Raw genomic sequence first — 23542 nt, 5'->3', positions numbered from 1 at the left:
CAAAAACGTCTCGATCAGGCGGTGGCGCCTGATCAACCCGTGCGCCTCGACTCGGCCCTCCTCGGTCAGCGAGGCGCCCCGGTAACGCTCGTACTCGACGAGCCCCATCTCCCGCAAACGCGCGAACATGTTGGTGACCGACGCTTTCGACACCGAGAGCCTTTCTGCAACTTCCTTGGTGGAGGCCGGCCCCGCCTCGGCAGATTCCCATATTGCCTTCAAGTAGTCGCCTACCGAGGATGAGGGGGACCGGGGTATCGTGGCGCCGTCCATCTTGCCGTCCATATTAGTCGACCAAAATTCCTGGATCAAGTGTCGAGAATCTTGACTTTTTGAACAAACAGATATTATTGTTAGACATGACTAATTTGTAATGCCGGAAAGGGAGTGCGTGAGCGAGCACCCAAAGGAGAACAACGGCAACGGGATAGTCGAGAGCGTCCTGCCGGGCGAGAGTGCCACGGCGAGGGCGGCGCACGCCTCCTTGAGGGGCAAGCGCAGGGGGCTGGCGCGGTTGTGGCCGTTCTTGGGTCCTGCGTTCATCGCGGCGGTGGCCTACGTCGACCCGGGCAACTTCGCAACCAACATCGCGGGCGGGGCGCGCTACGGGTACATGCTCTTGTGGGTGATCCTTACCGCGAACCTGATGGCGATGCTCATACAGTCCATGTCGGCCAAGCTGGGTATCGCGACGGGCAAGAACCTACCCGAGGTCTGCCGCGAGCGCTTCCCGAGGCCCGTCACCCTGTTTTTGTGGGTGCAGGCCGAGGTGATCGCGATGGCGACCGACCTCGCCGAGTTCATAGGTGCTGCCCTCGCCCTGAACCTCCTCTTCGGCATCCCGCTCTTTCCGGCGGGGCTCCTGACGGCGGTCGGGGCCTTCGCCATCCTGGAGCTCCAGCGGCGGGGGTTCAGGCCGCTGGAGGCGGGCATCGCAGCGCTCGTGGGGGTGATAGTTCTCTCCTTCGCGTTCCAGATGTTCTACGCCCAGCCGGAGGGGGACAGGATACTGGCCGGGCTCTTCACCCCGCAGTTCGCGGGCACCGACAGCGTGCTATTGGCGGCGGGCATCCTCGGCGCCACGGTGATGCCCCACGTCATCTACCTCCACTCCGCCCTCACGCAGAGGAGGGTGGTGGGCCGCACCGACGCGGAGAGGAAAAAGATCTTCCGATTCGAGCTCGTGGACGTGGTGATCGCCATGGCCATAGCCGGGACGATCAACGCCAGCATGCTCATCATGGCCGCCGCCCTCTTCAACGCGGAGGGCCTCACGGGGGTGGGCGACATAGACAAGGCCTTCGTCGCCCTGGGCGAGCAGGTCGGCGGCCTCTCGGCGACCCTCTTCGGGGTGGCGCTGCTCGCGTCCGGCTTCTCGAGCTCCTCGGTCGGCACCCTGAGCGGGCAGGTCGTCATGCAGGGTTTCATAAACCGCCGCATCCCGCTGTGGCTCAGGCGCCTGATAACGATGACCCCGGCCCTGATCGTCCTGGCCGTGGGCCTCAACCCCAGCCGTTCGCTGGTCATAAGCCAGGTGGTGCTCTCCTTCGGCATCCCGTTCGCCTTGATCCCGCTCCTAATTTTCTGCCGCAACCGTAACGTGATGGGCGCCCTGGTCAACCATCGCCTCACCACGACGATAGCCGCGGTCGTGGTGGCGCTCATCGTCTCCCTGAACGTTTTCCTGCTCTACCAGACCTTCTTCGCCGGCTGAACCCGACGCGACACACCGCTCCTCCCAATGCCCGTCCTTGGGGCTGCCGGGAGGCCGCGCGGCCTCCCATCTGGTTTGACCCCGGTCTCTGCGCGCCACGAAAAGGGGGCGGCCCCGAAGGACTGCCCCCGCTTGCCACGGCGCCGACCGTTTAACGCGGGCCGGTGTACTCGAAAACGTAGAGGCCGTAGTCGCGGTCGCTTGCCGCGACGTACTCCTTGCCGTTCTTCCCGAAGGTCTGCACGCCCCAGAAGTTGTTGCCGCCTCTGGAGACGTAGCTGCCGACCTCGCGGAGGTTGCCGTTCTGGATCTTCGCGACCCTGAAGCCGCCCGAGTAGTAGGAGAGGTACGCCAGGTCGTTGCGCTCGCCGCTCATCGCGGTTTCGTGGATAGAGAGGTCACCGAAGCCTTCGGCGAAGCGCTCGTCGTGGGCCTCGGGGATGGCGTAGGTGTCGAGCTCGCGGAGTTTGCCCTCCCCGTTGCGGAAGAGGTGCGCGTAGCCCCACCCGTCGAAGACCGCCCGGACGCTAACGGTGTCGCCTGTCGTGCCGACCTCTATGGGTGCCTGGGCCGTGCCGTCTCCCACCCGGCAGGCGTCCTCGTCGTAGGCGGCGTCGAAGAAGGCGAAGCCCGTGTCGCGCCCGACAAAGAGGGCGGGAATGGTGCCCTGGACGTCCATGTTTAAGAGGTCGGAGCAGGCGTCCGGGCCCTCGCGGTTCATCACGATCACACCGGCGTAGCCGCCCGCGTTCTCGACATTCTGGACCTTCTCGGTGAAGCCGCAGACCCCGCGCTCGACGACGGCGACCTGGGAGCCGTCTCCAGCCGGGACCGCCGTGTCTGTGGTGCAGGCCCGCCCCACGAAGACGGTCTGACCCTCCAGGGAGCGGTCGGCGTCCACCTGCGGGGTGTCCGAGCCCTGGGTGGCGTCAAACTCGGCGTCGTCGGTTGTGTTGCGGGCCTCCACGCTGTAGGGCGAGAAGTCCTCGTCCGCGGCGACTATGAAGTTGTTCTTAAGCGAGAACTCCGACTGGTGGGCATTGCCCTCGGGCGCGACGGTGAGGCCGCTCTCCTTGGCCTCGGGGTCCGGGTTCTTGAAGTCCGAGTCGGCTAGATAGGTGGCGTTCGTCGGATCGGTGACGTCGAGGGTGACGTAGCCGCCGTCCCAGTAGGAGGCGCTCATGACCCACCGGCCGTCTATCTTCTTGACGACCATGTCATGCAGGAATGACTCGGCGGTGCCGAGGTCCTCCTGAACTATCTGCGGGAACCGCTCGTTGAGGTCGTACTCGGCGATAAGCTTCGGCGCGCGCGGGTCCGTTATGTCCATGATGTCGAGGTCGGCACCCTCCTCGTCGTCCACGAGCGCCGCGTAGGCTTTCCTGCCCACGTCCCAGGCGAAGGCGCTGTGGACCTGGTGGGCGCCGGTGCCGGCCGCGGCTTCAGGATCCTCGTCGCCAACGCCGCTAGCGAGCTTCTCTTCGTTCCTCGGGTCGCTGACGTCGTAGAGCGAGACGCCGCCCTCCGCGGCCGGATCGTCGGAGCAGATTTCGTTGTTGTGGATCAGCAGGTCGCCGTCGAACTTGGGCGTCGTCACGTACACGACTTGCACGCCCTCGCCGACGTAGGACCCCGGCGCCGCCTCGATAAAGTTGACCTGCCTGGGGGAGGTGGGGTCCTTTGTGTTGAAGACGTAGACGCCGCCCCTCTGGCAGTCGGGCTCGTTGAACGCGCCGAGGTAGGCGTAGTTGCCGAAGACCCCTACGTCGGAGACCCTGCCCTCGACGGGCGAATCTATCGCGGCTTTGCCCACCACCCTGATGTCCTTCCGCCTCGGCGGCAGGTGGCCCTGCTGGCCGCCGTGCTGCTCGTCGTGCTCGGCGTGGGCCTCGCCGGCAGTGTCAATGACCCCTTCCTTGTCGTCGAGCAGGCTGGCCTGCTGCTGTTCTTGGGCCTGGACGGTTTGCTGCTCATCCAGGCTCGGCTGCGCTAGCGCTACACCGGCGGCCGAAACCAAAACTGCCAACACGAACGAGGCCAGCAAGAACAATCTTCTCCTACGCAAGGGATTTCTCCGTTCTCTCTTTTGCGGCCCCAGGCCCTACACGACGCCCCGCGCCTTCGTCGAGCACCGAAGATGGCGGGAAGCATACACGTATGCCACGTGGCGCACAAGGCCGGCCGACGGCGTCCGGAGCCTTGCCCGCGCCGGAACGAGAAGCCGGCGGCGGGACACCGCGTTCCAAGAGGCCCGCCGGTGCTGTTGCCCGGCGGCTATCCGGCCTGTATATTGCCGACCACGTGAGAAGGGCGGTGAGCCCGGGAAGCCAGTTTGGAGTCCGGCGCGGTCCCGCCACTGTGACCGGGGAGCGAGCCCTGCGTGGGGCCACTGGCAGCCTGAGACCAGGCCGGTGGGAAGGCCGGGGTGAGCGTGGATCCGGGAGCCAGGATACCGGCCCGCCGCCCTCAAACACCCGACCGGGGCGAGGGTCCCGAGGAGGATTCGATGGAGAGCCCTACCCAGGAGCGCCGGCCCGTCCGGGAGGTTGCTGCTGTGGGCCTGGCTCCTGGCGGCGCTGTTTGTCGTCGCGCTCTTCTTGCTCCTCTTCGCCAGCGGGGCCCTGCTCGCGCCGCTGCTCGGGCAGGCGGCGGGGGCCACCGATTGCCTGCACGAGCTTGCCCACGACGGCCGCCACCTGATGGCCGTCCCCTGCCACTAGGGGCTGAGCCTACGCGGTGGCGGCGTACCTGCGTCGGGGGCTCGCGGCGGACCTTCTGGCGGGGCTCTTCGCGCTCCTCTTCGGGGAGTCGGCCCTGGACCGGGCGGTCGAGCTGGAGGGCGCGGCCGGGGGTCAGCCCGACGCCGAACTCGTCGGCCGGATGGCCCAGAAGGTCGGGCTCTTCTTCGTCACGGGGCTCGCAGGATCGTTCGTCGGAGGGCTGTTCGCGCTGGTGTTCGCCCACTTTCGCGGGCACCTGGTCTCGGAGAGCGATTGGACCCGAAGCCTCTCGCTGGCGGCCGCGATCTTCACCGGGGCGATCCTCATACCCTTCCTGAAGGACCCGGCTAACCCCCCGACCGTGGGCGACCCGGCCACCATCGTCGGGCGCACCGGCGCCTACCTCGCGATGGTGGCGCTCTCCCTCCTGACGGTGCTGGCGGCCTGGGACGCGGCCAGGGCCCTCCGTGGTAGGGGCGTGAGCGCCCCCGTCCGCCACGTGGCGGTGGGGCTCGTGCTCGCGGTCTCCGCGTGCTGGTGCTCTTCGCCGTGCTACCGGACAGCGCGGACCCCGGCGGGTTCCCGGCCGGCCTGCTGTGGGACTTCCGGCTCTCCTCCTTGGGCACGCTGCTCGTCTTCTGGACCGGGCTCGATGCGCTCTTCGGAGCCCTCTGCGAACGAGCTGCCCGGAGAGAGGTCTCGTGAAGGTGGCGCTCCGGAGACGGGCGGAGAAGGTGAGACCGGCCTTCGAGCGCCGGGTCGGCGATCCCTTAGGTCGTCTCGCCCGCTTTCGGGCACCGTGTTGAACCCGGCTTCTCGCGCTTTGAGTCGAGAGGCCGGCGGGAGACGGGAACGCGCAACCCCGTCTCCCGCCGGCCCGGCGGGAAGGTAGACGGCCCTGTCGGTTCTCGCGCACTCGGGCCTCTTCGCCTGGAGCTTCCTGGCCGCGACCGCGCTGCCGCTAGGCTCGGAGGCGGCGCTGGCCGCGGCCGTCGGCGCCCGGGGACAGCTTGTCGGGCCGCTGCTCGTGGCGACCGCGGGCAACGTCCTCGGCGCCTGCACGACGTACTGGCTCGGCCGCAAGTCCTCCAGGGTCTTCGGCCGTCGTTGGGAAGCTTCGGCCGGGGAAGCGCGGGCGGCACGGTTGCTCCGGCGCCACGGCGGGCCGGCCCTGCTCTTGTCCCCCCTCCCGGTCTTAGGTGACGTGCTGGTCGCGCTCGCAGGGATGACGCGGGTGCCGTTCGGCGCCTTCGTGTTCTGGGTGACGCTCGGCAAGGGCGTGCGGTACGCGGCGGTGGCCCTGGCGGCGTCCACCCTCTGGTGACCGCCTGCATCGCGCCACCGGGTTTCCGACGCCAGACCGGCGTCCTCGCCGGCAGCCCGCGCGAAACGGGCCTCGCCGCCGCGCGACGTGGTTAGTGTTGGCAGCAAGGGGAGGCACCACAAACCGATGCCTGCGAGGCTGCATGCCCTTCACGTAGACTGGCGTGATCTTGTCAGGCCGGCCAGTAGTAGGAGGCGAAAAGCGCCAGGCCGGACAGCACACCCAGGGCGAAAGGCCATGGGAGTCGCCTCTTTTTGTCGCCCGCCACGGCGATCCTCGAGACGCTGAGCGCTGCCGCCGCGACGAGGTAGACCGCCCATGGAACCAGCTGTGCGACGGTGCTTTCGGGGACTATCAGGCTTGCAAGGTAGCTGGCCATGGCCGCGACGAGGCCGATGGACAAAGACGCGAGAAGGCCGGCCACTGCGAACACCCACGGGGGGTCCAGCAGCGCTGGAGCGTTCTTCCTCACGGCGGGATCCTCCCTATTCCTACGGCGTCACAGACGCCACGGCCCGCGCGCCGCACGCACGCGGACCCGTAGAGCGGGCAGTTCCGGGGAGCCAGGGGTTACCCCTAAGTGGCCAGGGCGGAGAGGACGTTGTTGCAGGCGACCTCGCACTGGCGGCAGGCGTCCATGCACACCCGGCAATGCTCGTGATGCTCGGCGTGCTCGGCGCACGTATCCCCACACTGCCTGCACGACGCCGCGCAGGCTTCGAGGACCACCCGGGTTACCGCAGCGCTCGGCTGCGCCTGACGCGAGAGCACTCTGCCCGCGGCGACGCAGATGTCGGCACAGTCGAGGTCGTCGCGGATGCACTTGACCAGGCCGGCCGGGTCCCCCTCGCCGAGGCAGGCGTCGGCGCAGGCGGTACAGGCCTGGGCGCAGTCGAAGCACGCCTCTATGCACTCGACCAGCACGACGTCGTCCGTGAGGGCCTGATTGGGGCTGTTCTGGATGATTTGCCGCGCGTAAGTGACCATGCGGCTCCTTTCCTCGCTCGTCTCCTTGCGGGCGGAGCTATTCTTGCCCCGCTCTCGGTGAAGCGTCTCAGTGCACGGTGACTTACAGGCGGAACACCTGGAGCAGCGGGGCCGTGGGGCCGCGGGGAGGGGGCACGCGGGGAGGATGGCAGAACGACATCCGGTGCCCGCGCACCCCGCACAGGACGACCGGAAGGCCGGGACCGAGCACGGCCGCGAGCAGGAGAAGGGCCGCGAGGAGCGTGGCGTAGTATGCTGCGTCGTCCCCACCGTCGAGGGGAGGCCATCCCCCGAGCTCGTCCTCGACGGTGAGCAGCGGTGACCGCTCGACGTGGTCCGTCGCGCCAGCGTGGTACGGGGGGGTAAGGTGCTCGGCTCCGAAGATGCCGTGGCACAGCAGCAGCGCGATCGCCAGGAGGAACGCCGCGCACGCGCCTCCGGACGGAACCCAAAGGTTCGTCCGGGTACGCCGAGTGAACCTCGTCCCCATTGGCATCGCGCTCACCGTTCCCCGCGCCACGCGGTCCCCAAACCGATCCTTCAGGATCCTGGCCTAAACCCGCAAGAACCGCTCGACGGCGGCGGTGAGCTCGGCGATCTTCTCGTCCGCCTTATCCTCGTCCCGCATCGCGCCCCTCACGCAGTGCTCCACGTGGTCCTTTATCAGCATGGAGGCGACCTTGTCGGAGGCGGCGACGAGGCTGGTGATCTGCGTGACGATGTCTATGCAGTAGGCCTCACGCTCCACCATCCTCTTGACGCCCCGCACCTGGCCCTCTATGCGGTCCAAACGCCGGGCCAGCTTCTCCTTGTTCTGCGCCTTTATGTACCCCTGCAACCCATTTACCCCCGGGATATCTAGACAATGGCAAGTATTCAGCAATCATACCCCCTGGGCAAACCCCGCCTGGCAGGGACCGCCCAGCTTCGTCGCGCGGTTCCGACCAGGTCTTCTTGCGTCCTGTAGACACCGAAGCCCCGACGAACCCGGAGGCCAGCTACGACGCCCCTTGGCACAGAGGTGGAGCTGCGTTCGAAGCGATCACCGCGAGGCAGCAGGGGCAAAGTCTCTCTTGAAATACTATAGGGGGGTATGGTATAGTGCTTGAGAAATGGTTAGGTAATGGAGTGCCGTTGGCCCACGTGTCGGGTCCGGCCGAGGTCGAAGAGGAGGATAACGGTGGTGTTCCAGAGAGGTAGCGTCGCGGGCGTTTTCGACCCCCTCTTCGCGGGTCGCGTGCGGCGCACGGGGGTGCGGGAGGCCGTGCGCCGAAGCCCGGCGTGGTGTTTCTGGCTGGCGGGCACCCCGACACGTCGATCTTCGGGGAAGAGACGCTACGGGAGATGGCCTCGGCCGTGGTCGGGGACGGCGCTGCGGCGCTGCAGTACGGTTCCACCGACGGTACGGGGGTGATGCGGGAGACGGTCGCCGAAGTAATGACTGCCGAGGGCACGCCGGTCGGCGCGGAGCACGTCGCGGTGACCAGCGGGGCGCAACAGGGTCTCGACCTCGCGGGCAGGGCGTTCCTGGAGGAGGGCGACCTCGTCCTGATCGAATCGCCAACCTACCACGGGGCCCTTCAGGCCTTCTCCTCGTACGGGCCGCGTGTCATGACGGCGCCTGTGGACCGTCGGGGCCTCGACGTCGAGGCCGTCCGGGAGATCCTCTCGCACGAGCGTCGTGCCGGCTACCGGGCCAAGTTCATCTACGTCGTACCGACCTTCCAGAACCCGACCGGCGCGACGATGGCGCTCGAGCGGCGGCGGGAGCTGCTCGAGATCGCGCGTGAGCACGACGCGCTGATCCTCGAAGACAACCCTTACGGCCTCCTGCGCTACGAGGGGGACGCCGTGCCGACCCTGGCCGCCCTGGAGATGCGCGAGCGCGGGGGACCCGAGCGCGTGGTCTACCTGGGCAGCTTCTCCAAGGTCTTCGCGCCCGGGGTCAGGCTCGGGTGGATCCACGCCCACCCCGAGATCCTCGGCGCGATGCGTGCCGCCAGGAAGGGCGCCGACCTCGGCCCCTCGGTCCTCTCTCAGACCGTGACCGCCGCCTACTTCGCGAGCGGTGAATGGAAGACCTACCTGGGAAGGCTCGGGCGACGCTACCGGAAACGTCGGGACGCCGTGCTCGGCGCCCTCGGCGAGTTCATGCCGGAGGGGGTCTCCTGGACGAGCCCCTCAGGGGGGTTCTTCGTCTGGGTGACGCTACCCCAGGGTATCGACGCGGCGGGGATGCTGCCCGAGGCGACCGAACGCGGCGTGGCCTACGTCCCCGGCGCGGACTTCTATCCCGGGGGGTGGGGCGGTACGGAGGGAAGGAACGCCCTGCGCCTGAGCTTCTCCTTCGCGGAGCCGCGCCTCGCGCGGCGCGGGGTCGAGATCCTGGCCGGCCTAGTGCGCGAGAAGATGGGGGACAACGAAACCGGTCCGCCCGCCTGCGGGTGCGGCTCAGACGTCTGCTCCTGCGCGCCCGGATACTCCTGCACGGAGGCCGTGGTCGGCGTCGTGGCCTGCTGAGCGGGTCCGTCGCCGCATCGAAGACCTAACCGAATAGCCGAACGAAGAATCGAGAAAGGAGAAGACGATGGCCGAAGTGCTGGTGTTCACCACGTCCACCTGCCCCTGGTGCCGACGCGCCAAGGAGTACCTGGCGAACAAAAACCTCTCGTTCAGGGAGGTCAACGTGGAGCGCGACGCAGCGGCGGCCGAAGAGATGGTCGAGGCGACCGGCCAGTCGGCCGTGCCTGCCTTAAAGATCGGGGACACCTGGGTCGTGGGGTTCCACCCGCCGACCATCGACCGCGCGTTCGCCAGGGCCGGCCTTCCAAGTGTGGGTTAGGGATGAGCAGGGTCGCAGAGAAGACGGCCGTCGAGATCCGGGCCGAAGGGGACGTGGGGACGATCTGCTTGATGGGGCCATGCGCGCTGTGCGGCCGGAACTTCGGCGTCCAGAACGGCCAGACCCGTCTAGTGGCCCATCGCATCGGGGGAGGGCGTCTGGGTCTCGTGTGCTTCGGATGCGCCTCCGCCGGCACCGACGATGATCTCGCGGAACGGCTGATCTCCGAGGCCCGACGGCTGAGGCTCAAGGCCTCGCGGCTGGAGCGATTGGTCAAGGGAGGGGTGGCGGTGGAGCCCGCGTCCAGGGAAGCGGCCACGACCGCGCGTACCATCCCGAGAGACGGTCTCTAGAGCCGGCGAGACGCAAGCGGCGCTCGACCCGCCATCCATGGTAGCATGGGGTGGAGGGGTATAGTATGTACGAGAAAAAAGAGGAGAAAGCGGTGCTTGGAGAGCGCGAACGGAGCACGTTAGAGATCCCGGTAGAAGGGATGACGTGTGCCTCGTGTGTCGGCAGGGTTGAGAAGGCGCTGGGCAAGGTGGACGGCGTCGAGGAGGCGAGCGTCAACCTCGCCACCGAGAAGGCGCGAATCTCCTACGACCCGGAGATCGCCGACCCACGGGCGATGAAGTCGGCCATCGAGAAGGCGGGCTACCGGGTGCGTGAGCTCCCCGTTGCTGCTCCGCCCGTGTCGCGGGCCCATGACGCCGGGGGCGCCGACGGCGAGGTGCTGCTGCCGGTGGAGGGGATGACGTGCGCCTCGTGTGTCGGCAGGGTTGAGAAGGCGCTCCTGAAGGTGCCGGGCGTGGAGAACGCGACCGTCAACCTGGCGACCGAGAAGGCCAAGGTCGTCTACGACCCTGAGGCGGGGGCCGGCGTCGAGGACCTGCGGGCCGCCGTGGAGAAGGCCGGTTACAAGGTCGGCGAGATCGCAGAGCCGCGGCAGACACCTTCCGCTCGGCCGGCCGACGCGCAGGCGGACCCGAGAGAGCGGGAACGCGAGGCGGAGCTAAAGGATCTGAAGAACAAGTGGATCGTCAGCCTCGTGCTCGGTGTCATCATGATGGCCGAGATGTATTTGCCTTTCGGACCCGGCATGGAGGTCGTCGCCCCACTACTTCTGATCCAGGCGACCATCGTGCAGTTCTGGGCCGGGTCCACGTTCTACAAGGTTGCCTGGACTTCGGCGAGGCACGGCGGGACGAACATGAGCACGCTGGTCGCCGTTGGCACGAGCGCGGCGTACGGCTACAGCGCCTTCGTGACGCTGTGGCCCGAGCTCAGCGCGGCGTGGGGCTTCCCGTTCTACCTGTACTTCGAGGTCTCGGCCATCGTTATCGGCCTCGTACTGCTGGGTCGCTGGCTCGAAGCGCGGGCCAAGAAGCAGACCGGGGCGGCGATCAAGGCGCTCATGGGCTTGCGGGCGAGGACGGCCAGGGTTATCCGGGACGGTGCGGAGGTAGACGTGCCGGTCGAGGACGTGCGGGTCGGGGACCTGGTCCGGGTGCGTCCCGGTGAGAAGGTGCCCGTGGACGGCATCGTGATGGAGGGTGCCTCCGCGCTGGACGAGAGCCTGCTGACCGGCGAGTCTTTGCCGGTGGAGAAGGACGTGGGCGACAAGGTCATAGGGGCTACGCTCAACAAGACCGGCGGGTTCGTCATGCGGGCAGAGAAGGTCGGTAGTGAGACGGCGCTCGCCCAGATCGTGCGCATGGTCGAAGAAGCGCAGGGCTCGAAGGCGCCGATGCAGCGGATGGTGGACACCATCTCCAGCTATTTCGTGCCGGCCGTGCTCGTGCTGGCGGTGCTGACGTTCGCGGTCTGGCTCGTCTTCGGCCCCTCGCCCATCTTCGCGCTGACGGCGGCCATCGCCGTGCTCATCATCGCCTGCCCGTGCGCTTTGGGCCTCGCGACGCCGACGGCGATCATGGTCGGCACCGGCAAGGCCGCCGAGAACGGCGTGCTGGTTAAGGGGGGCGAGGCGCTGGAGATGACCCGCAAGATAGACGCCATCGTCCTCGACAAGACGGGAACCCTAACGCGGGGCAAGCCTGCGGTGACAGAGGTCGTACCATCTGACGGCGTCCCCGAGAAGGAGCTGTTGCGGCTGGCCGCCGCCGCGGAGGTCGGCTCCGAGCACCCCCTGGCCGAGGCGATCGTGGCGCGGGCCAAGGAGCGGGGCCTTGAGCTTCCAAGAGCCTCCACCTTCGAGTCCATGACAGGCAAAGGCGTCAGGGCGAGGGTTGAGGGGCGTGAGGTCCTCATAGGAAACCGCGCGATGATGGACGTGGCGGGCATCGTACCGAACGGCCTCGTGGGGCGTGCCGGGGAGCTGGCTCGGGGCGGGGCTACGCCGATGTACGTCGCCGTGGACGGCGAGTGGGCGGGCCTCATCGCCGTCGCCGACACCCTCAAGCCGGAATCGCGCGAGGCGGTCGCGGAGCTTGGGGCTTTAGGCCTCGAAGCCTGGATGCTCACCGGCGACAACCGCGCCACCGCCGAGGCGATAGCCGCCGAGGTCGGGATAGGCCGGGATCGTGTCCTGGCCGAGGTGCTGCCGGAGGAGAAAGCGGCGAAGGTGGCCGAGCTCCAGAGTCGGGGCAAGACCGTGGCGATGGTCGGGGACGGCATCAACGACGCCCCCGCCCTCGCCGGGTCCGACCTCGGCGTCGCAATAGGCACCGGCACCGACGTCGCGATGGCCGCCTCCGACATCACCCTGATCGGGGGGGATCTCAGGAACATCGTCGCCGCGATCTCGCTCTCGCGAAAGACGGTCGGCAAGATCAAGCAGGGGCTCTTCTGGGCCTTCGCCTACAACGTCGCCCTGATCCCGGTGGCCGCGGGCGTCCTCTACCCGTTCTTCGGTGTGCTTCTGAGCCCGATCCTGGCCGCGGCGGCGATGGCGATGAGCTCGGTAAGCGTGGTGACGAACGCCCTCCGCCTCCGCTCTTTCGAACGGCCGAAGAGCGCGGAAGAGATCCTGCACCCGCCACTGCGCGCCCGCGTCGGCGAGGTCGCCTACCTCGGCGGCATCGCCGTGGTAGCCCTTGCCATCGGCGCCGCGGCCTTCTTCCTGGCCCCGGGACCGCACCGCAACATGGACGGTGGACGGGACGCGATGCCCGGGATGGAGATGCCGTCGGAGACGGGCGGATCCCGCGGCGGCCTGGGAGCGGCGGCGAACGCGGACGGTTCCGGCGGCATGGCCCGCGAGATGCTCGTCCAGAACGGCCGCTACTCCGACGAGCGCTTCATCGACGCGATGGTGCCGCACCACGAGGGCGCGATCGACATGGCCGAGGTGGCCCTGGATGAGTCCCAGCGGCCCGAGATCCTCGACCTCTCCAGGGGCATCGTCTCCTCTCAACGGCCCGAGATCGAGGACCTGAAGGACATAAGAGAGCGCGAGTTCGGCTCCTCCGCCATCCCTTCGAACGCCGGCGGCATGGGAGCGATGGGTATGACGGATCCCGGTCAGCTCGCTGGGCAACGTCCCTTCGACAGGGCCTTCATAGACGCCATGATCCCGCACCACCGCTCCGCCATAGACATGGCGAACGTGGTCCTCGACGAGAGCGAGAACCCGGAGATCCGCAAGCTCGCCAGGGGCATCGTCGAGGAGCAGGAGCGCGAGATCCGGCAACTTGAGCAGTGGAGGACCGAGTGGTACCCGCAAAGTTGAGAGACCGAATAGTTGATACCCATAAGGGGTATGGGTAAAATGGACCGCGGATAGACCCTTGGAACGGAAGGAGAGAAGGATGGCGACGACGACGGTGCTGAAGGTTGAGGGCATGACGTGTGGGCACTGCGAGATGAGCGTCCAGGAGGCGCTCGACGAGCTCGACGGCGTGCGGGCGGCAAGGGCGGACCGCAACACCGGTGATGTCGAGGTCACATACGAGGAGGGCAAGGTCACAGACGAGCAGTTCAGGGGAGCCGTCGAGGAGGCCGGCTACGCCCTCAAGTCCTGAGGCGGGCTGGGTTTCCGGCGGGCCTGGGCGGGGAGCGCGGCTCCCCGCCCGACTTTTTGGCGGGTGGATCGTTTTTCGGGCGCCTTTTCCACGGGCGGAGAGTATGGAGGGTACGGGATGCCGCGGGTTGAAGTTGATGGTGTCGGGGCCTTCGAGGTCGAGGATGGCAAGAGGCTGGTCCTGGCGATAGAGGAGGATGCGAGCGTGGACATCATGCACCGGTGCGGGGGCTACGCCCGGTGCACGACCTGCCGCGTCGAGTACCTGGAGGGCGAGCCCGAGAAGATGACGCGGGCGGAGCTCGAGGTGCTGGAGAAGAAAGGCCTGCTCGGGGAGGCGCGGCTCTCGTGCCAGGCGGTGGCCGACCACGACGTGAAGGTGAGGCCCCTGGCCACCGTCACGTCCATGGGCGCCGGGGGTCCGGGGCGCAAACCCGAGGCGGAGATCACACCCGACCCCGAGTGGGTCGATAACCCTGTCTAGCCGTCAACGCCGGGGACGTCGCGCAACCCAGTGGGAGTATCCGACGGCGGCGTTCGCGAGGTTCGAACCTCCTTCGACGGTTCCCGCGGTCAGGATGCCAGCCGTCTCGAAACGCCCAAGAAACACGCGCCCGCTCGTACGTCGATTTGCAAAATAGGGGGCAGGGGTATAAAGTGGGCGTCTGGATGCGGGCGGCCGTTGGCCGGGTTCGTGGCCTCGGTGACGGAACGGCCTTCGCGGGTAGGCTCGTGGTTGCTGGCCCGCTGGGCGGGCTATTTGTCCGGGGAAGAAGGCGACGGTGGTAACCCCGGCGTCGAGCATCACGAAGATTGCGGAGGCGACGGATGTCTAGGGAAAGGGACGAAGGCATGGAGACAGTAGAGGGAAACGAGCGGGGGATCGAGACGGCCGGCGCTCCCCACGGGTACATAAAGGAGGGGGACAAGGAGAAGCTCAGGAACCGCCTGAGGCGCATCGAGGGGCAGGTGCGCGGGCTACAACGGCTGGTCGAAGAGGAGGCCTACTGCGTGGACGTCCTCACCCAGGTCGCCAGCGTCGTCTCCGCCCTGGAGAAGGTCGGCACGATCATCCTAAGGGACCACGTCGAGCATTGCGTTCGCGAATCCATCGAGAGCGGGGACCGGCAGAAAGCCGACGAGAAGGTCGAGGAGCTGACCGCAGCGGTCGAGCGGTTCCTGAGGGTCTAGACAAGACGCCGGACCACGACGAGGCCAACGTCGGGGGATCGAACGGTTTCTCTGTCGTCGAGTGTCGCCCGGGAGGCGTCTTGACGCGGTTCCGACGAGGAAAGGGCTTGTGCGGATATGAGGGAGAATAGCGCGCGAAGAAGTGGGCTCACGCGCCTCGATTTCTTGGGGCTCGCGGGGCTGGGGACCGGCGCCTTGGTCCTTGGCGGATGCAGCGCCCTGTCATCCACGAGACAAAACCCGCCAACGGCCCGCAGCACTTACAAGGTCGCCGAATACGTCCTGGAGGCCTCTGTCTTGAAGCTGAACCTGGGCGGGCCGAGCGTCGAAACATGGGGATACGGGGAGGGACTGCCTGGCCCTGAAATAAGACTACAGCAGGGCGAGACGCTGCGCGTGAGGTTACGCAACCGGCTGCCCGAGGGCACCTCCGTCCACTGGCACGGGGTGCCGCTTCCCAACGGGATGGACGGCGTGCCCGGCGTTACGCAGGACCCCGTGGCGGCGGGCGAGAGCTTCACCTACGAGTTCCGGGCCGACGATCCGGGCACCTACATGTACCACAGCCACTCCGGGCTCCAGCTCGACCGCGGCCTGTACGGGCCCCTGATAGTGGAGCCCGAAAACGAGACGCTCTCCTACGACCGCGAGTACGTCTTGACGATCGACGACTGGCTCGACGGCGTAGACGGTGTCCCCGAGGATACATACGAGAAGCTCAGGGCTGGCGAGGGCGAGATGGCCGGGATGGAGGGTATGTCGGGTATGGGGGGCACGGGCGGCGCGGAGCCCGAGCCAGACGTGAAGTACCCCGTGTACCTGATCAACGGCAAGCCCCCCGAGGAGCCGGAGGAGCTCGAGGTCGGCCGCGGCGACACGGTTAGGCTGCGCCTCGTCAACCCCTCCTCCGCCACCATCTACCGGGTGGCACTGGCCGGACACCGCATGACCGTCACCCACACCGACGGCCAGCCGGTGGAGCCCGTGGAGACGGACGCCCTGCGCGTCGGCATGGGCGAGCGTTACGACGTGATCGTGAAGGCCGCAAACCCCGGCGTCTGGCAGCTTGCGGCAAGGGCCGAGGGGACGCGGAAGATGGCGCGCGCGGTCCTACGTTATGAGGGGACCAACGGCCCGCAGCCCCCGCCGGACCTCGAGCCGCGGGAGCTCGGGAGCGAGATGCTCTCTTACAACGCGCTCAGGAGCGCGCCGGGTATCGATGGGGTCGAGGCCGGCAGCCCGGACCGCGTGGTGCCCATCACCCTCCGCGGCGACGAGGAGACCTACGTCTGGACCATAAACGGCCAGGCCTTCCCCGACGCCGACCCCATAGAGGCGGGTCGCGGCGAGCGGGTGCGCTTCGAGATGGAGAACACGACCATGATGCCCCATCCGATGCACCTGCACGGCCACTTCTTCAGGGTGGACAACGGCACCGGTCGCGGCCCGATCAAGGACACCGTGCTCGTCGACCCGAAGCAGAGGCTCGCCTTCGACTGGCTGGCGGACAACCCCGGCGACTGGGCCTTCCACTGCCACCAGGCCTACCACCAGGAGGGGGGCATGATGCGGGTCGTGAAGGTCGCATAGAGTCCGTCGCTTTCGCGGGGCGTTCCCGGTCACCGCGAACCGACGCGCGAAAGAGCAGCTGAAAGGAACGGAGATGGACATGGATACTTCTATCGTCGGGGCTGCCGGCACAAAGGCCGCACGCGGTACGGGCGCCACCGGCCTGGACTGGGCGGTGGCCGCCGCCTCAATTCTCTTTGTCGGTGGCGCGTGGCTTGACGCCTGGGCGCACGATAACCTCCCCGCGACGCTTGAGACGTTCTTTACCCCGTGGCACGCTATCCTCTACGCCGGCCTCCTTGCCGCGGCCGTGACGTTGTCCTGGGCCGCGATCCGTAACCACGCGCGGGGGGTCTCCTGGCGCGGGGCGTTGCCTGATGGATACGGTCTCTCCGCGCTCGGCGTGGCGGCCTTCGCCGCCGGCGGCGTGGGGGACATGCTTTGGCACGTCTTTTTCGGGATAGAGGTGGGACTGGAGGCTTTGTTGAGCCCCACGCACCTGCTCCTGGCCGCCGGCGCCACGCTCGTGGCCAGCGGCCCTCTACGGGCCGCGTGGTTGCGTCCGGGGAGCCGTTCGGGAGCCGTCCCGCTTCCTGCGCTCCTGTCGCTGGGCCTGACCGTCTCTGTGCTCGTCTTCTTTACCGCGTACGCCAACCCCTTCGGTATCCCGTGGCCCGATAGCCAGTTCAACCTCGCACGGTTCGACTTCTCCGTCGTACCAGCAGAGAGCGGATCCCAGGACGGGCCGGTCTACGCCGCCACCGAGGGCCTGGGACGGGCGCTGGGGGTCACCGGAATCCTGCTGCAGGCTGGGATCCTGATGGGCGCCATGCTCCTGGCCGCGCGGCGCTGGGTGCTGCCCTTTGGGGCCGCCACGCTCGTCTTCTCTCTCGCGCTCGTCCCCTCGGTCTTCCCGCACGGGTACTACCTGTTCGTCCCCGTCGCCGTTCTGGGTGGCCTGATCTCTGACGTCCTGCTCCGCTACCCGGCCGCCGGCCGATCCGGCGCCCCGCGCCTGTTCGCCTTCGCCGCGCCCGCCGGCCTCTATGCGCTGTACTTTGCCGCCCTGGCCCTCACCGGCGGCCTCTCGTGGCCCGTGGAACTCTGGGCCGGGACCGTCGTGCTCGCCGGCGCCGTCGGAATGCTCGTGGCCTTCCTCGCGGGGTCTTCAGACGCGCCGCCGTCCTCCGAAACGTCGCCCGGAAAGCCGACCGCCGCATGACGGCCACCGACCCCCTCGTCCGGCAAGCGGCCTGGCCCAAAGGGACCACTTTGTCCCGCGGGAACCTTCGCGGGGTTGGAGAGGTGGGGGGCAGGGGCATAAACTCGATGTTGCGGCGGACGGCGCGGTTCGAGGCGTCCGCAGGGCCGGGCGTCGCCGGAGCGGATCTCTAGGAAGGCGGGTCATGGAATCTCTGCAGCAGTACGCGCTCCTCTTCGGCATGGCCGTGGCCACGGTGGGGCTGGCGCTGTGTCTGGGCGCGATCTCCCGCACGCTCGGCAAGCCGCGCGAGGAGGAGGGTAAGGACGTGCCTGCGACCTCCGGCAAGCTTCACAGGGACCCCGTGTGGGCACGCTACCACGTGCGCTACTACGGGTACGCCCTGCTTTTTTTGGCCTTCGACATGGAGATGGCCTTCATGTACCCGTGGGCCGTAGTCTACAGGGAACTCGGCCTGGTCGCCCTGCTGGACATGGGCGTCTTCCTGGCGATCCTGTTCTTAGGGCTCCTCTACGGATGGAGCCAGGGAGCGCTGAGACGGCAGTGAGTTCTCGAGCGAGCGTCTCCGCGAACGCTTCGCTCTCCGGTTCTCGGGGGGCGCGGGTGTCTTGGCTCGGGAGGCTGGTCTCCCGGACGTTGGCGCGGGATCTCTCCGCGTTCTTCGTCCCCGGGCCCGAGGTCGTACGCGCCCGCGCCCTGGATCCGCGGGCCGCAGGCCTGGACTTCTCTCCCACCCCGCGCCACGCGAACGTGCTGGTTGTGGTGGGCCAGGTGCCGGAGAGCTTGAGGGAGGCGGCGGCTGTCGCCTACGCCCAGATGCCCCGGCCGCGGGCGGTGCTCGCAGTCGGCGCGGAAGACGTCTTGCCGCTTCCCGTACCGGATGTGTCCGTGGGCCCGGATCAGGACGAGTTGGTTGCCGGCGTGGCCAAGTTGCGACGCCGGTTCGCGGAGGGATCCTTCGGCCCGACGGCCGAACCTTTCGAGCCCGCCGCGCTCCGGAGCAGGACCGAGTACACCTGCCCGATGCACCCGGAGGTCGTCCAGGGCGAGCCCGGCACGTGCCCCAGGTGCGGGATGGACCTCGTCCCGCGTGAGACCGCCGAAGCCGGCGCGGCAGAGAACGCCGACCACGAAGGCCACGTACAACACGAAGATACAGACCACGGCGCGGAGGCCACCGAATCGGGAGAAGGGCGTGCGGGACACTCCCGCCAGGATATCGAAGCGGAGCATGAAGGGGCACAGCACACCGAAGGGTCCGTCGAACACGGCGGGGCGCACGGCCACGAGGGACGCGCCGATCACGACGGCGGACACGGCGGCACGGACCACGACGGGGAAGACCATGCCCTCGAGGACCACGGTGGCATGGACCACGGGGATATGGAGTTCATGTCGATGGTCGAGATGACTGAGGGGACGCCGAGGAGCTCCGACGGGCTGCAGATGGAGTGGGTCGAAGCGCCGTTCGGGCCGCTGTTTCAGGGGCTGCCGGGCGGGCTCTCGCTGATCCTCACCCTCGACGGCGACACAGTGGCGGAGGCGAAGGCGGCCTCGACCGTGGCCGTACAGAGCCGTGAGGATCCGCGCGGCCCTATCGGGGAATTCGTGGAACGGTTCGCGGAGCTCGACCCGCTCGCGCCGGTCTCTTACCGTCTGCTGGCGATGCGCGCCGTCGAGAGCGCGACTGGTGTGAAGCCGGCCGATGAGGTGACGCTGGCTCGGGTGGGGGCGCTCGAGCGCGAGCGGGCGGTGAGTCATCTGAACTGGATGGCGGGCTTTGGCTACCTGATTGGCTACTCCTGGCTCGCGAAGCGGGCTGAAGTCTTGCAGCTCGCCCTCCTGCGGACGGGCAACGAGGGGACCGCGCGTATCAGCACGGAGGTGCGACGACTCGTCCGTCGGTTGGAGCGGACGCCGCTCCTGCGGCGCAAGCTGGATGGGGTCGGCGTGGTGCCGGACCTCGATGGGGCGTCAGGGCCGGTGGCGCGGGCCGACGGACGGTCGATCGACGCTCGCGTGGGCGAGGACGCGTACCGGTCTTTAGGTTTCGAGCCGGTCGTCGTTGAGGGGGGCGATGCCCTCGCGCGGCTGCGGGTGCGGCTGGCGGAGACGGAGCGGAGCCTCCAACTCGTGGAGAAGGTAGGAGGCGCATCCGCTTCCGGCGCCGTTCCGGAGAACGCATCCGCCGGAAGGGGAGAGGCCACCCTGGAGACGCCTCGCGGGGCGGCGACGCTCGCGGTGACGTTGGAAAGCGGCGAGGTGGTCGTCGTGGAGCTCCACACACCCTCGACGGGGCATATAGAGCTCATCGGACCCGTCACCGAGCAAAGGGAGCTGGGCGATGCCCTAACCGGGGTCGCGTCGCTCGACCTCTCGCCCTGGGAAGTGACGCGATGACCACCGTCATCGTCGTTTTCGCGCTGATCGTGGGAGCGTACCTCGTCGCCGTACTGGAAGCCTGGACCACCACCGGGCGTCTCAGCTTCGCATCTCCGCTCCTCTCGGGGATCGCGCTCCTTGGGCGCGAGTCGATCGTCCCGAGGAAGTCGGACCGGATCTTTTTCGAGGTGGGCCCGGTGCTGCTGCTCGTCTCGGCGGTCCTCGCGGCCGCCGTGCTGCCGCTCGCTCCGGGCCTGATCGTCGCGGACCTCGCCACGGGCGCCCTGTTCGTCAACGCTGCGCTGGCCTACGTGATGGTCGCGCTCGTGATGGCCGGATGGGGGCCCGACGGGGCCTACGCCATGGTCGGCGGTTTCCGGTTCCTGGGGCAGCTCATCGGCTACTCGATGCCGATCGTCATGGCCATAGTGGGCGTGGCGATGCGCGCCGAGTCGCTGCTGACCACGGCGATCGTCGAGTCCCAGGCCGCGTTGCCGAACGCGATCTACCAGCCCGCCGGCTTCGTGGTCTTCTCTGTGGCGGCGATGTCAGTGTGCTTCCTGCCGCCGTTCGACCTACCCACGGCGCCCGGGGAGCTCGCCGGCGGGACCATGGCAGAGTACACCGGCTGGCGCCTGGCGGTGGTGCGCCTCGCCCGCGCGGTCCTCGTCGTGACGCTCGCGGCGGCCATCACGGTCTTCTACCTCGGCGGATGGAACGGTCCCGTGCTGCCGCCCTGGGCCTGGACCGCAGCCAAGACGCTCGCGGTGGCGGCCGTGATGCTCGTGGCGGGTCGATACGTGCCGCGGGTGCGCGAGGAGCATATGCTGGCCTGGTACTGGAAGATAGGCATACCCCTAGCGCTCCTGAACATTCTCTACGTTGGCGTCGTTCTTGTAGTCGGGGAGCCGTCCTCGATGTCGATGTAGTCCTGGTAAGGGTTGGTGACCGGATGATCCTGCAGACCATCTTTATAGGCCTCTTCGGGCTCGCGGCGATCTGGTTCGCCGTCGTCGTCTTCCGGACCTATTCGATGGTCCGCTCGGCTTTAGCGCTCCTGTTCTCGCAGGCCGCCCTTGGCGCGATGTTCCTCGCGATGGAGGCCGAGTTCCTCGGTGTGTTGCAGATAATGATGATGGCGACGGAGATGTCGATCATGGCGATCTTCATGGTCATGTTCATGATGGACCCGGGCGGCCTGGGCGAGATGGACATGACCCACCAGAAGCGCGTCTCGCAGGTGGCCGGAGTCCTCGGGGCCTTCGCGGCTTTAGGCGTCGCCTTCCTCGCCGGCTGGGGAACGCCAGCGAAATCCGCGCCCGGTCCGCAGGCGCAGCTAAGGGGCCTAGGTCTGGACCTGATGGAGCGCTCGATGCTGATCTTCGAGACCGCCGGGGTGACCATCCTCACGGCCATGATCGCGGCCACGGCCGTCGCGGTGGCCACGAGGGGCGCCACGGAGCAAAAGGAGGAGGGAGAATGACGCCGCTCTACGTCGCGCTCGTCGTCGGGGCCGTCATGTTCGGGATAGGGCTCTACGGAGCTCTGAGCCAGACGAACCTGGTCATGATCATGATGGGCGTCGAGGTGATGCTCGGCGGGGCGCTGGTCAACCTCGTCGCCTTCTGGCGCTTCCTGCATCCCACCGAATACCCGGGGCAGACGTTCTTCCTCATTATCATGACCGTGATGGCCCTCGACATGGCCGTCGGCTTCGGTGTAGCCACCAGCCGCTTCCGGGCGAGGGGTTCCGTCGAGATGGAAGAGGCCAGGGAGCTCAAGGGATGACCATCGCGGCTCTGACAATTCTCGGCCCGCTTGCGGCGGCTACCGTTATCCTCCTCCTGCGCCGCGGTGCATCGGCGTTTGCCCTACTCGGTACGGGGGTCGCACTCTTCGGCGCTCTCGTCACGCTCGTCCGTGTCTCGGACGGGGGGCGCTACTCCGCGACGCTGCCGGGTCTGCCCGACCTGCCGCTCAGGCTCGTGGTCAACCCCCTGACCGCGGTGCTCGCGACGTTCGTCGCGGTCGTGAGCTTCTTCGTGATGGTGTACGCGGTCGGCTACATGAAAGAGGAGGGTGGCAAGCCACGTTTCTTCGCCGGCATGAGCCTCTTCGCCGCGGCGATGCAGGCGCTGGTGGTAGCCGGAGACTGGGTGCTCCTGCTGGCGGCGTGGGAGATTATAGGTTTTCTCTCTTTTCTCCTGATTGGCTTCTACTACGAGCGGCCGGGCGTGGGCGGCGCGGCCATGCGCGCCTTCCTCTATACCAGGTCTGCTGACCTGGGCCTCTACGGGGCGATCTTCGTCCTTATCTCGCAGACCGGGACTAGCGGGATCCGGGCCACCCTGGACGTTGGCGGTACGGCGGCGATAATCGTGGGCCTCTTCCTGCTCCTGGCCGCGGCCGGCAAGTCGGCCCAGGCGCCTCTGCAGGGCTGGCTCCAGAGCGCCATGGTCGGCCCCACCCCGGTCTCGGCGCTGCTCCACTCGGCGACGCTGGTCGCCGCGGGCGCCATACTCCTGATCCGCACCTCCCCGCTCCTCCCGCCCCCGGTGTTGCTCGTCGTCGGCCTCCTCGGCGGCGTCACGGCGATCGTCTCCGGGCTCATAGCCGTCGGCGAGGGCGACCTGAAGCGCCTGCTCGCGGCCTCCACTTCAAGCCAGTACGGCTTCATGCTGCTGGCCGTGGGCGCGGGCTCCCCTGTGGCCGCGACGGTCCACCTTATCGCCCACGCGGCGATGAAGAGCTCCCTGTTTCTCGGCGCCGGGGTCTTCCAGCACGCCCGCGGCTCCACAGCCTTCGGCGACCTGGAGGGCGCGGGCCGCGGGCGGCGATGGACCTTCGCCGGGTTCGTCCTCGCGGGCCTGGCGCTCGCCGGCGTGCCGCCCTTGAGCGGGTTCTGGTCGAAGGACGCCGTCCTGGCCGCCGTCTTCGGGTCCGCGCACGCGTGGCTCCTCGCTCCCCTGCTCCTGGCTGGAACGCTCCTGACCGCCGTCTACGTCGGCCGGGCGCTGGCGCTGCTGTGGCGCGGCGAGGGAAGAGACGAGCGGGTCGCGGGCGCGGGATGGATGGGCGCGGGCCTGGCGACGCTCGTCGTCCTCGCCGCTACGCTCGGCCTCGCGCTCGAACCGCTCGCAGCACTGCTCGGAGAAGAGGTGCCGAAGGACCTGCTGGTCGCGGGCCTGGGCATCGTGCTGGCCTTGGTCGGGCTGCCGCTGGGATGGTCCGTCCCTGCCGGCCGTCTCCTGGGCCCGCTACGCGGCGCCGCCGGACGCGGGTTCCGCTTCGGCGGCGGCTTCGACGGGCTCGTTGCGCGTCCGGCGATGGAGATCGCAAGAGCTCTCGACGCGTTCGACCGCGGCATACACGCCCTCGTCCTCGGCGTGGGGAGGGGCTCCCTCGCCCTGGCGGACGCGACGCGGATCTCCGACGAGCGGGGGATAGACGGCCTCATCTCCGCGCTGGTGAGGGGCACGCGAGACCTCGGTGGCCGGGCCCGCGTCTTGCAGTCCGGGCTAGTTCACAAGGAGCTGTTGCTCGCCGTCGCGGGCGGCGCCGTCCTGCTCGCGCTGCTGGCGCTGGGTGCCGTGACCCTCTAGAGAAAGGTTC

24 protein-coding genes, 1 pseudogene and 1 riboswitch are annotated in these 23542 nt (G+C 68.1%); of the genes and pseudogenes, 19 read left to right on the top strand and 6 right to left on the bottom strand.

Annotated features, from left to right (window positions below):
* Positions 1 to 3 precede the first annotated feature (3 nt).
* A pseudogene (locus GBA63_RS24535) lies at positions 4 to 273 on the bottom strand (metal-dependent transcriptional regulator); the annotation flags it as partial.
* A gap of 100 nt (positions 274 to 373) precedes the next feature.
* Here GBA63_RS24535 and GBA63_RS19265 point away from each other — a divergent pair.
* Positions 374 to 1714, top strand: coding sequence for an Nramp family divalent metal transporter (locus tag GBA63_RS19265; RefSeq protein ID WP_166178741.1), 1341 nt, complete (start codon positions 374 to 376; stop codon positions 1712 to 1714).
* 151 nt (positions 1715 to 1865) lie between these two features.
* Here GBA63_RS19265 and GBA63_RS19260 read toward each other — a convergent pair whose 3' ends face one another.
* Positions 1866 to 3779 (bottom strand): PA domain-containing protein, encoded by a 1914-nt coding sequence (locus GBA63_RS19260; protein ID WP_166178739.1) that lies wholly within the window; start codon positions 3777 to 3779, stop codon positions 1866 to 1868.
* Between the two features lie 190 nt (positions 3780 to 3969).
* Positions 3970 to 4189: riboswitch (cobalamin riboswitch) on the top strand.
* Positions 4190 to 4260: 71 nt separating this feature from the next.
* Between GBA63_RS19260 and GBA63_RS19255 the strand changes: the two genes are divergently transcribed.
* From GBA63_RS19255 to GBA63_RS19245, 3 genes are read left to right on the top strand one after another with little or no spacing between them, the layout of a single operon-like run.
* On the top strand, positions 4261 to 4434 hold the full coding sequence (locus tag GBA63_RS19255; protein WP_207956928.1) for a CbtB-domain containing protein: 174 nt from the start codon (positions 4261 to 4263) through the stop codon (positions 4432 to 4434).
* Between the two features lie 16 nt (positions 4435 to 4450).
* Positions 4451 to 5326, top strand: coding sequence for a CbtA family protein (locus GBA63_RS24595; protein WP_166178737.1), 876 nt, complete (start codon positions 4451 to 4453; stop codon positions 5324 to 5326).
* A 6-nt stretch (positions 5327 to 5332) separates the two neighbouring features.
* Entirely contained in the window at positions 5333 to 5758 is a 426-nt protein-coding gene (locus GBA63_RS19245) for a YqaA family protein (protein ID WP_166180413.1), read from the top strand.
* Positions 5759 to 5930: 172 nt separating this feature from the next.
* On the opposite strand, the gene GBA63_RS19240 is transcribed toward GBA63_RS19245, so the two are convergent.
* The 4 genes from GBA63_RS19240 to GBA63_RS19225 all read right to left on the bottom strand — a co-directional run bounded on the left by GBA63_RS19240 (position 5931) and on the right by GBA63_RS19225 (position 7583).
* Positions 5931 to 6230 carry a hypothetical protein gene (locus GBA63_RS19240; RefSeq protein WP_166178735.1) on the bottom strand — a complete coding sequence of 100 codons (300 nt, stop codon included), beginning with the start codon at positions 6228 to 6230 and terminating at the stop codon, positions 5931 to 5933.
* Positions 6231 to 6334: 104 nt separating this feature from the next.
* Positions 6335 to 6745 carry a four-helix bundle copper-binding protein gene (locus tag GBA63_RS19235; RefSeq protein WP_166178733.1) on the bottom strand — a complete coding sequence of 137 codons (411 nt, stop codon included), beginning with the start codon at positions 6743 to 6745 and terminating at the stop codon, positions 6335 to 6337.
* A gap of 82 nt (positions 6746 to 6827) precedes the next feature.
* Complete coding sequence (locus tag GBA63_RS19230; protein WP_166178731.1) at positions 6828 to 7235, bottom strand: hypothetical protein; 408 nt, start codon at positions 7233 to 7235, stop codon at positions 6828 to 6830.
* Between the two features lie 63 nt (positions 7236 to 7298).
* Positions 7299 to 7583 (bottom strand): metal-sensitive transcriptional regulator, encoded by a 285-nt coding sequence (locus tag GBA63_RS19225; protein WP_166178729.1) that lies wholly within the window; start codon positions 7581 to 7583, stop codon positions 7299 to 7301.
* Positions 7584 to 8026: 443 nt separating this feature from the next.
* Between GBA63_RS19225 and GBA63_RS19220 the strand changes: the two genes are divergently transcribed.
* The 15 genes from GBA63_RS19220 (at position 8027) to GBA63_RS19145 (ending at position 23532) form a co-directional block, all read left to right on the top strand.
* On the top strand, positions 8027 to 9265 hold the full coding sequence (locus tag GBA63_RS19220; RefSeq protein ID WP_166178727.1) for an aminotransferase-like domain-containing protein: 1239 nt from the start codon (positions 8027 to 8029) through the stop codon (positions 9263 to 9265).
* A 67-nt stretch (positions 9266 to 9332) separates the two neighbouring features.
* Positions 9333 to 9587: a glutaredoxin family protein gene (locus tag GBA63_RS19215; RefSeq protein ID WP_166178725.1), complete on the top strand. Its 255-nt coding sequence runs from the start codon at positions 9333 to 9335 to the stop codon at positions 9585 to 9587.
* Between the two features lie 2 nt (positions 9588 to 9589).
* Positions 9590 to 9940: a hypothetical protein gene (locus GBA63_RS19210; protein ID WP_166178723.1), complete on the top strand. Its 351-nt coding sequence runs from the start codon at positions 9590 to 9592 to the stop codon at positions 9938 to 9940.
* Positions 9941 to 10005: 65 nt separating this feature from the next.
* Entirely contained in the window at positions 10006 to 13275 is a 3270-nt protein-coding gene (locus GBA63_RS19205) for a heavy metal translocating P-type ATPase (protein ID WP_166178721.1), read from the top strand.
* 79 nt (positions 13276 to 13354) lie between these two features.
* Positions 13355 to 13567, top strand: coding sequence for a cation transporter (locus GBA63_RS19200; RefSeq protein WP_166178719.1), 213 nt, complete (start codon positions 13355 to 13357; stop codon positions 13565 to 13567).
* A gap of 117 nt (positions 13568 to 13684) precedes the next feature.
* Positions 13685 to 14050 carry a 2Fe-2S iron-sulfur cluster-binding protein gene (locus GBA63_RS19195; RefSeq protein WP_166178717.1) on the top strand — a complete coding sequence of 122 codons (366 nt, stop codon included), beginning with the start codon at positions 13685 to 13687 and terminating at the stop codon, positions 14048 to 14050.
* A 368-nt stretch (positions 14051 to 14418) separates the two neighbouring features.
* A complete protein-coding gene (locus GBA63_RS19190; protein WP_166178715.1) occupies positions 14419 to 14757 on the top strand; it encodes a metal-sensitive transcriptional regulator in 339 nt (112 codons plus the stop codon).
* 297 nt (positions 14758 to 15054) lie between these two features.
* Positions 15055 to 16347: a multicopper oxidase family protein gene (locus GBA63_RS19185; protein WP_166178713.1), complete on the top strand. Its 1293-nt coding sequence runs from the start codon at positions 15055 to 15057 to the stop codon at positions 16345 to 16347.
* Between the two features lie 79 nt (positions 16348 to 16426).
* Positions 16427 to 17548: a hypothetical protein gene (locus GBA63_RS19180; protein ID WP_166178711.1), complete on the top strand. Its 1122-nt coding sequence runs from the start codon at positions 16427 to 16429 to the stop codon at positions 17546 to 17548.
* Positions 17549 to 17732: 184 nt separating this feature from the next.
* A complete protein-coding gene (locus GBA63_RS19175) occupies positions 17733 to 18095 on the top strand; it encodes an NADH-quinone oxidoreductase subunit A (RefSeq protein ID WP_166178709.1) in 363 nt (120 codons plus the stop codon).
* A gap of 56 nt (positions 18096 to 18151) precedes the next feature.
* Positions 18152 to 19948 carry an NADH-quinone oxidoreductase subunit D-related protein gene (locus tag GBA63_RS23395; RefSeq protein WP_207956927.1) on the top strand — a complete coding sequence of 599 codons (1797 nt, stop codon included), beginning with the start codon at positions 18152 to 18154 and terminating at the stop codon, positions 19946 to 19948.
* The gene (locus GBA63_RS19160) at positions 19945 to 20859 is read left to right on the top strand and encodes a complex I subunit 1/NuoH family protein (protein WP_166178707.1); all 915 of its coding nucleotides are present in this window, start codon (positions 19945 to 19947) and stop codon (positions 20857 to 20859) included. The genes GBA63_RS23395 and GBA63_RS19160 overlap by 4 nt, the downstream gene beginning before the upstream one ends.
* Before the next feature lie 23 nt (positions 20860 to 20882).
* On the top strand, positions 20883 to 21413 hold the full coding sequence (locus tag GBA63_RS19155) for an NADH-quinone oxidoreductase subunit J family protein (RefSeq protein WP_166178705.1): 531 nt from the start codon (positions 20883 to 20885) through the stop codon (positions 21411 to 21413).
* Complete coding sequence (nuoK, locus tag GBA63_RS19150) at positions 21410 to 21718, top strand: NADH-quinone oxidoreductase subunit NuoK (RefSeq protein WP_166178703.1); 309 nt, start codon at positions 21410 to 21412, stop codon at positions 21716 to 21718. Before GBA63_RS19155 ends, nuoK begins: the two co-directional genes overlap by 4 nt.
* Positions 21715 to 23532, top strand: coding sequence for an NADH-quinone oxidoreductase subunit 5 family protein (locus tag GBA63_RS19145; protein ID WP_166178701.1), 1818 nt, complete (start codon positions 21715 to 21717; stop codon positions 23530 to 23532). The genes nuoK and GBA63_RS19145 overlap by 4 nt, the downstream gene beginning before the upstream one ends.
* The last annotated feature ends 10 nt before the right edge of the window (positions 23533 to 23542 follow it).

Origin of the sequence: Rubrobacter tropicus (assembly GCF_011492945.1) — a bacterium.
Lineage (GTDB): Bacteria > Actinomycetota > Rubrobacteria > Rubrobacterales > Rubrobacteraceae > Rubrobacter_D > Rubrobacter_D tropicus.
This window is presented reverse-complemented; position numbering and strand designations above follow the sequence as displayed.

Excerpts from the sequence above, each read along its gene's own strand:
- GBA63_RS19200 (WP_166178719.1), top strand. The coding sequence starts at position 13,355 with ATGGCGACGACGACGGTGCTGAAGGTTGAGGGCATGACGTGTGGGCAC.
- GBA63_RS19230 (WP_166178731.1), bottom strand. The coding sequence starts at position 7,235 with ATGGGGACGAGGTTCACTCGGCGTACCCGGACGAACCTTTGGGTTCCG.
- GBA63_RS19145 (WP_166178701.1), top strand. The coding sequence starts at position 21,715 with ATGACCATCGCGGCTCTGACAATTCTCGGCCCGCTTGCGGCGGCTACC.
- GBA63_RS19175 (WP_166178709.1), top strand. The coding sequence starts at position 17,733 with ATGGAATCTCTGCAGCAGTACGCGCTCCTCTTCGGCATGGCCGTGGCC.
- GBA63_RS19265 (WP_166178741.1), top strand. The coding sequence starts at position 374 with ATGCCGGAAAGGGAGTGCGTGAGCGAGCACCCAAAGGAGAACAACGGC.
- GBA63_RS19205 (WP_166178721.1), top strand. The coding sequence starts at position 10,006 with ATGTACGAGAAAAAAGAGGAGAAAGCGGTGCTTGGAGAGCGCGAACGG.
- GBA63_RS19190 (WP_166178715.1), top strand. The coding sequence starts at position 14,419 with ATGGAGACAGTAGAGGGAAACGAGCGGGGGATCGAGACGGCCGGCGCT.
- GBA63_RS19215 (WP_166178725.1), top strand. The coding sequence starts at position 9,333 with ATGGCCGAAGTGCTGGTGTTCACCACGTCCACCTGCCCCTGGTGCCGA.
- nuoK (WP_166178703.1), top strand. The coding sequence starts at position 21,410 with ATGACGCCGCTCTACGTCGCGCTCGTCGTCGGGGCCGTCATGTTCGGG.
- GBA63_RS19195 (WP_166178717.1), top strand. The coding sequence starts at position 13,685 with ATGCCGCGGGTTGAAGTTGATGGTGTCGGGGCCTTCGAGGTCGAGGAT.
- GBA63_RS19180 (WP_166178711.1), top strand. The coding sequence starts at position 16,427 with ATGGATACTTCTATCGTCGGGGCTGCCGGCACAAAGGCCGCACGCGGT.
- GBA63_RS19155 (WP_166178705.1), top strand. The coding sequence starts at position 20,883 with ATGATCCTGCAGACCATCTTTATAGGCCTCTTCGGGCTCGCGGCGATC.
- GBA63_RS19235 (WP_166178733.1), bottom strand. The coding sequence starts at position 6,745 with ATGGTCACTTACGCGCGGCAAATCATCCAGAACAGCCCCAATCAGGCC.
- GBA63_RS19160 (WP_166178707.1), top strand. The coding sequence starts at position 19,945 with ATGACCACCGTCATCGTCGTTTTCGCGCTGATCGTGGGAGCGTACCTC.
- GBA63_RS19210 (WP_166178723.1), top strand. The coding sequence starts at position 9,590 with ATGAGCAGGGTCGCAGAGAAGACGGCCGTCGAGATCCGGGCCGAAGGG.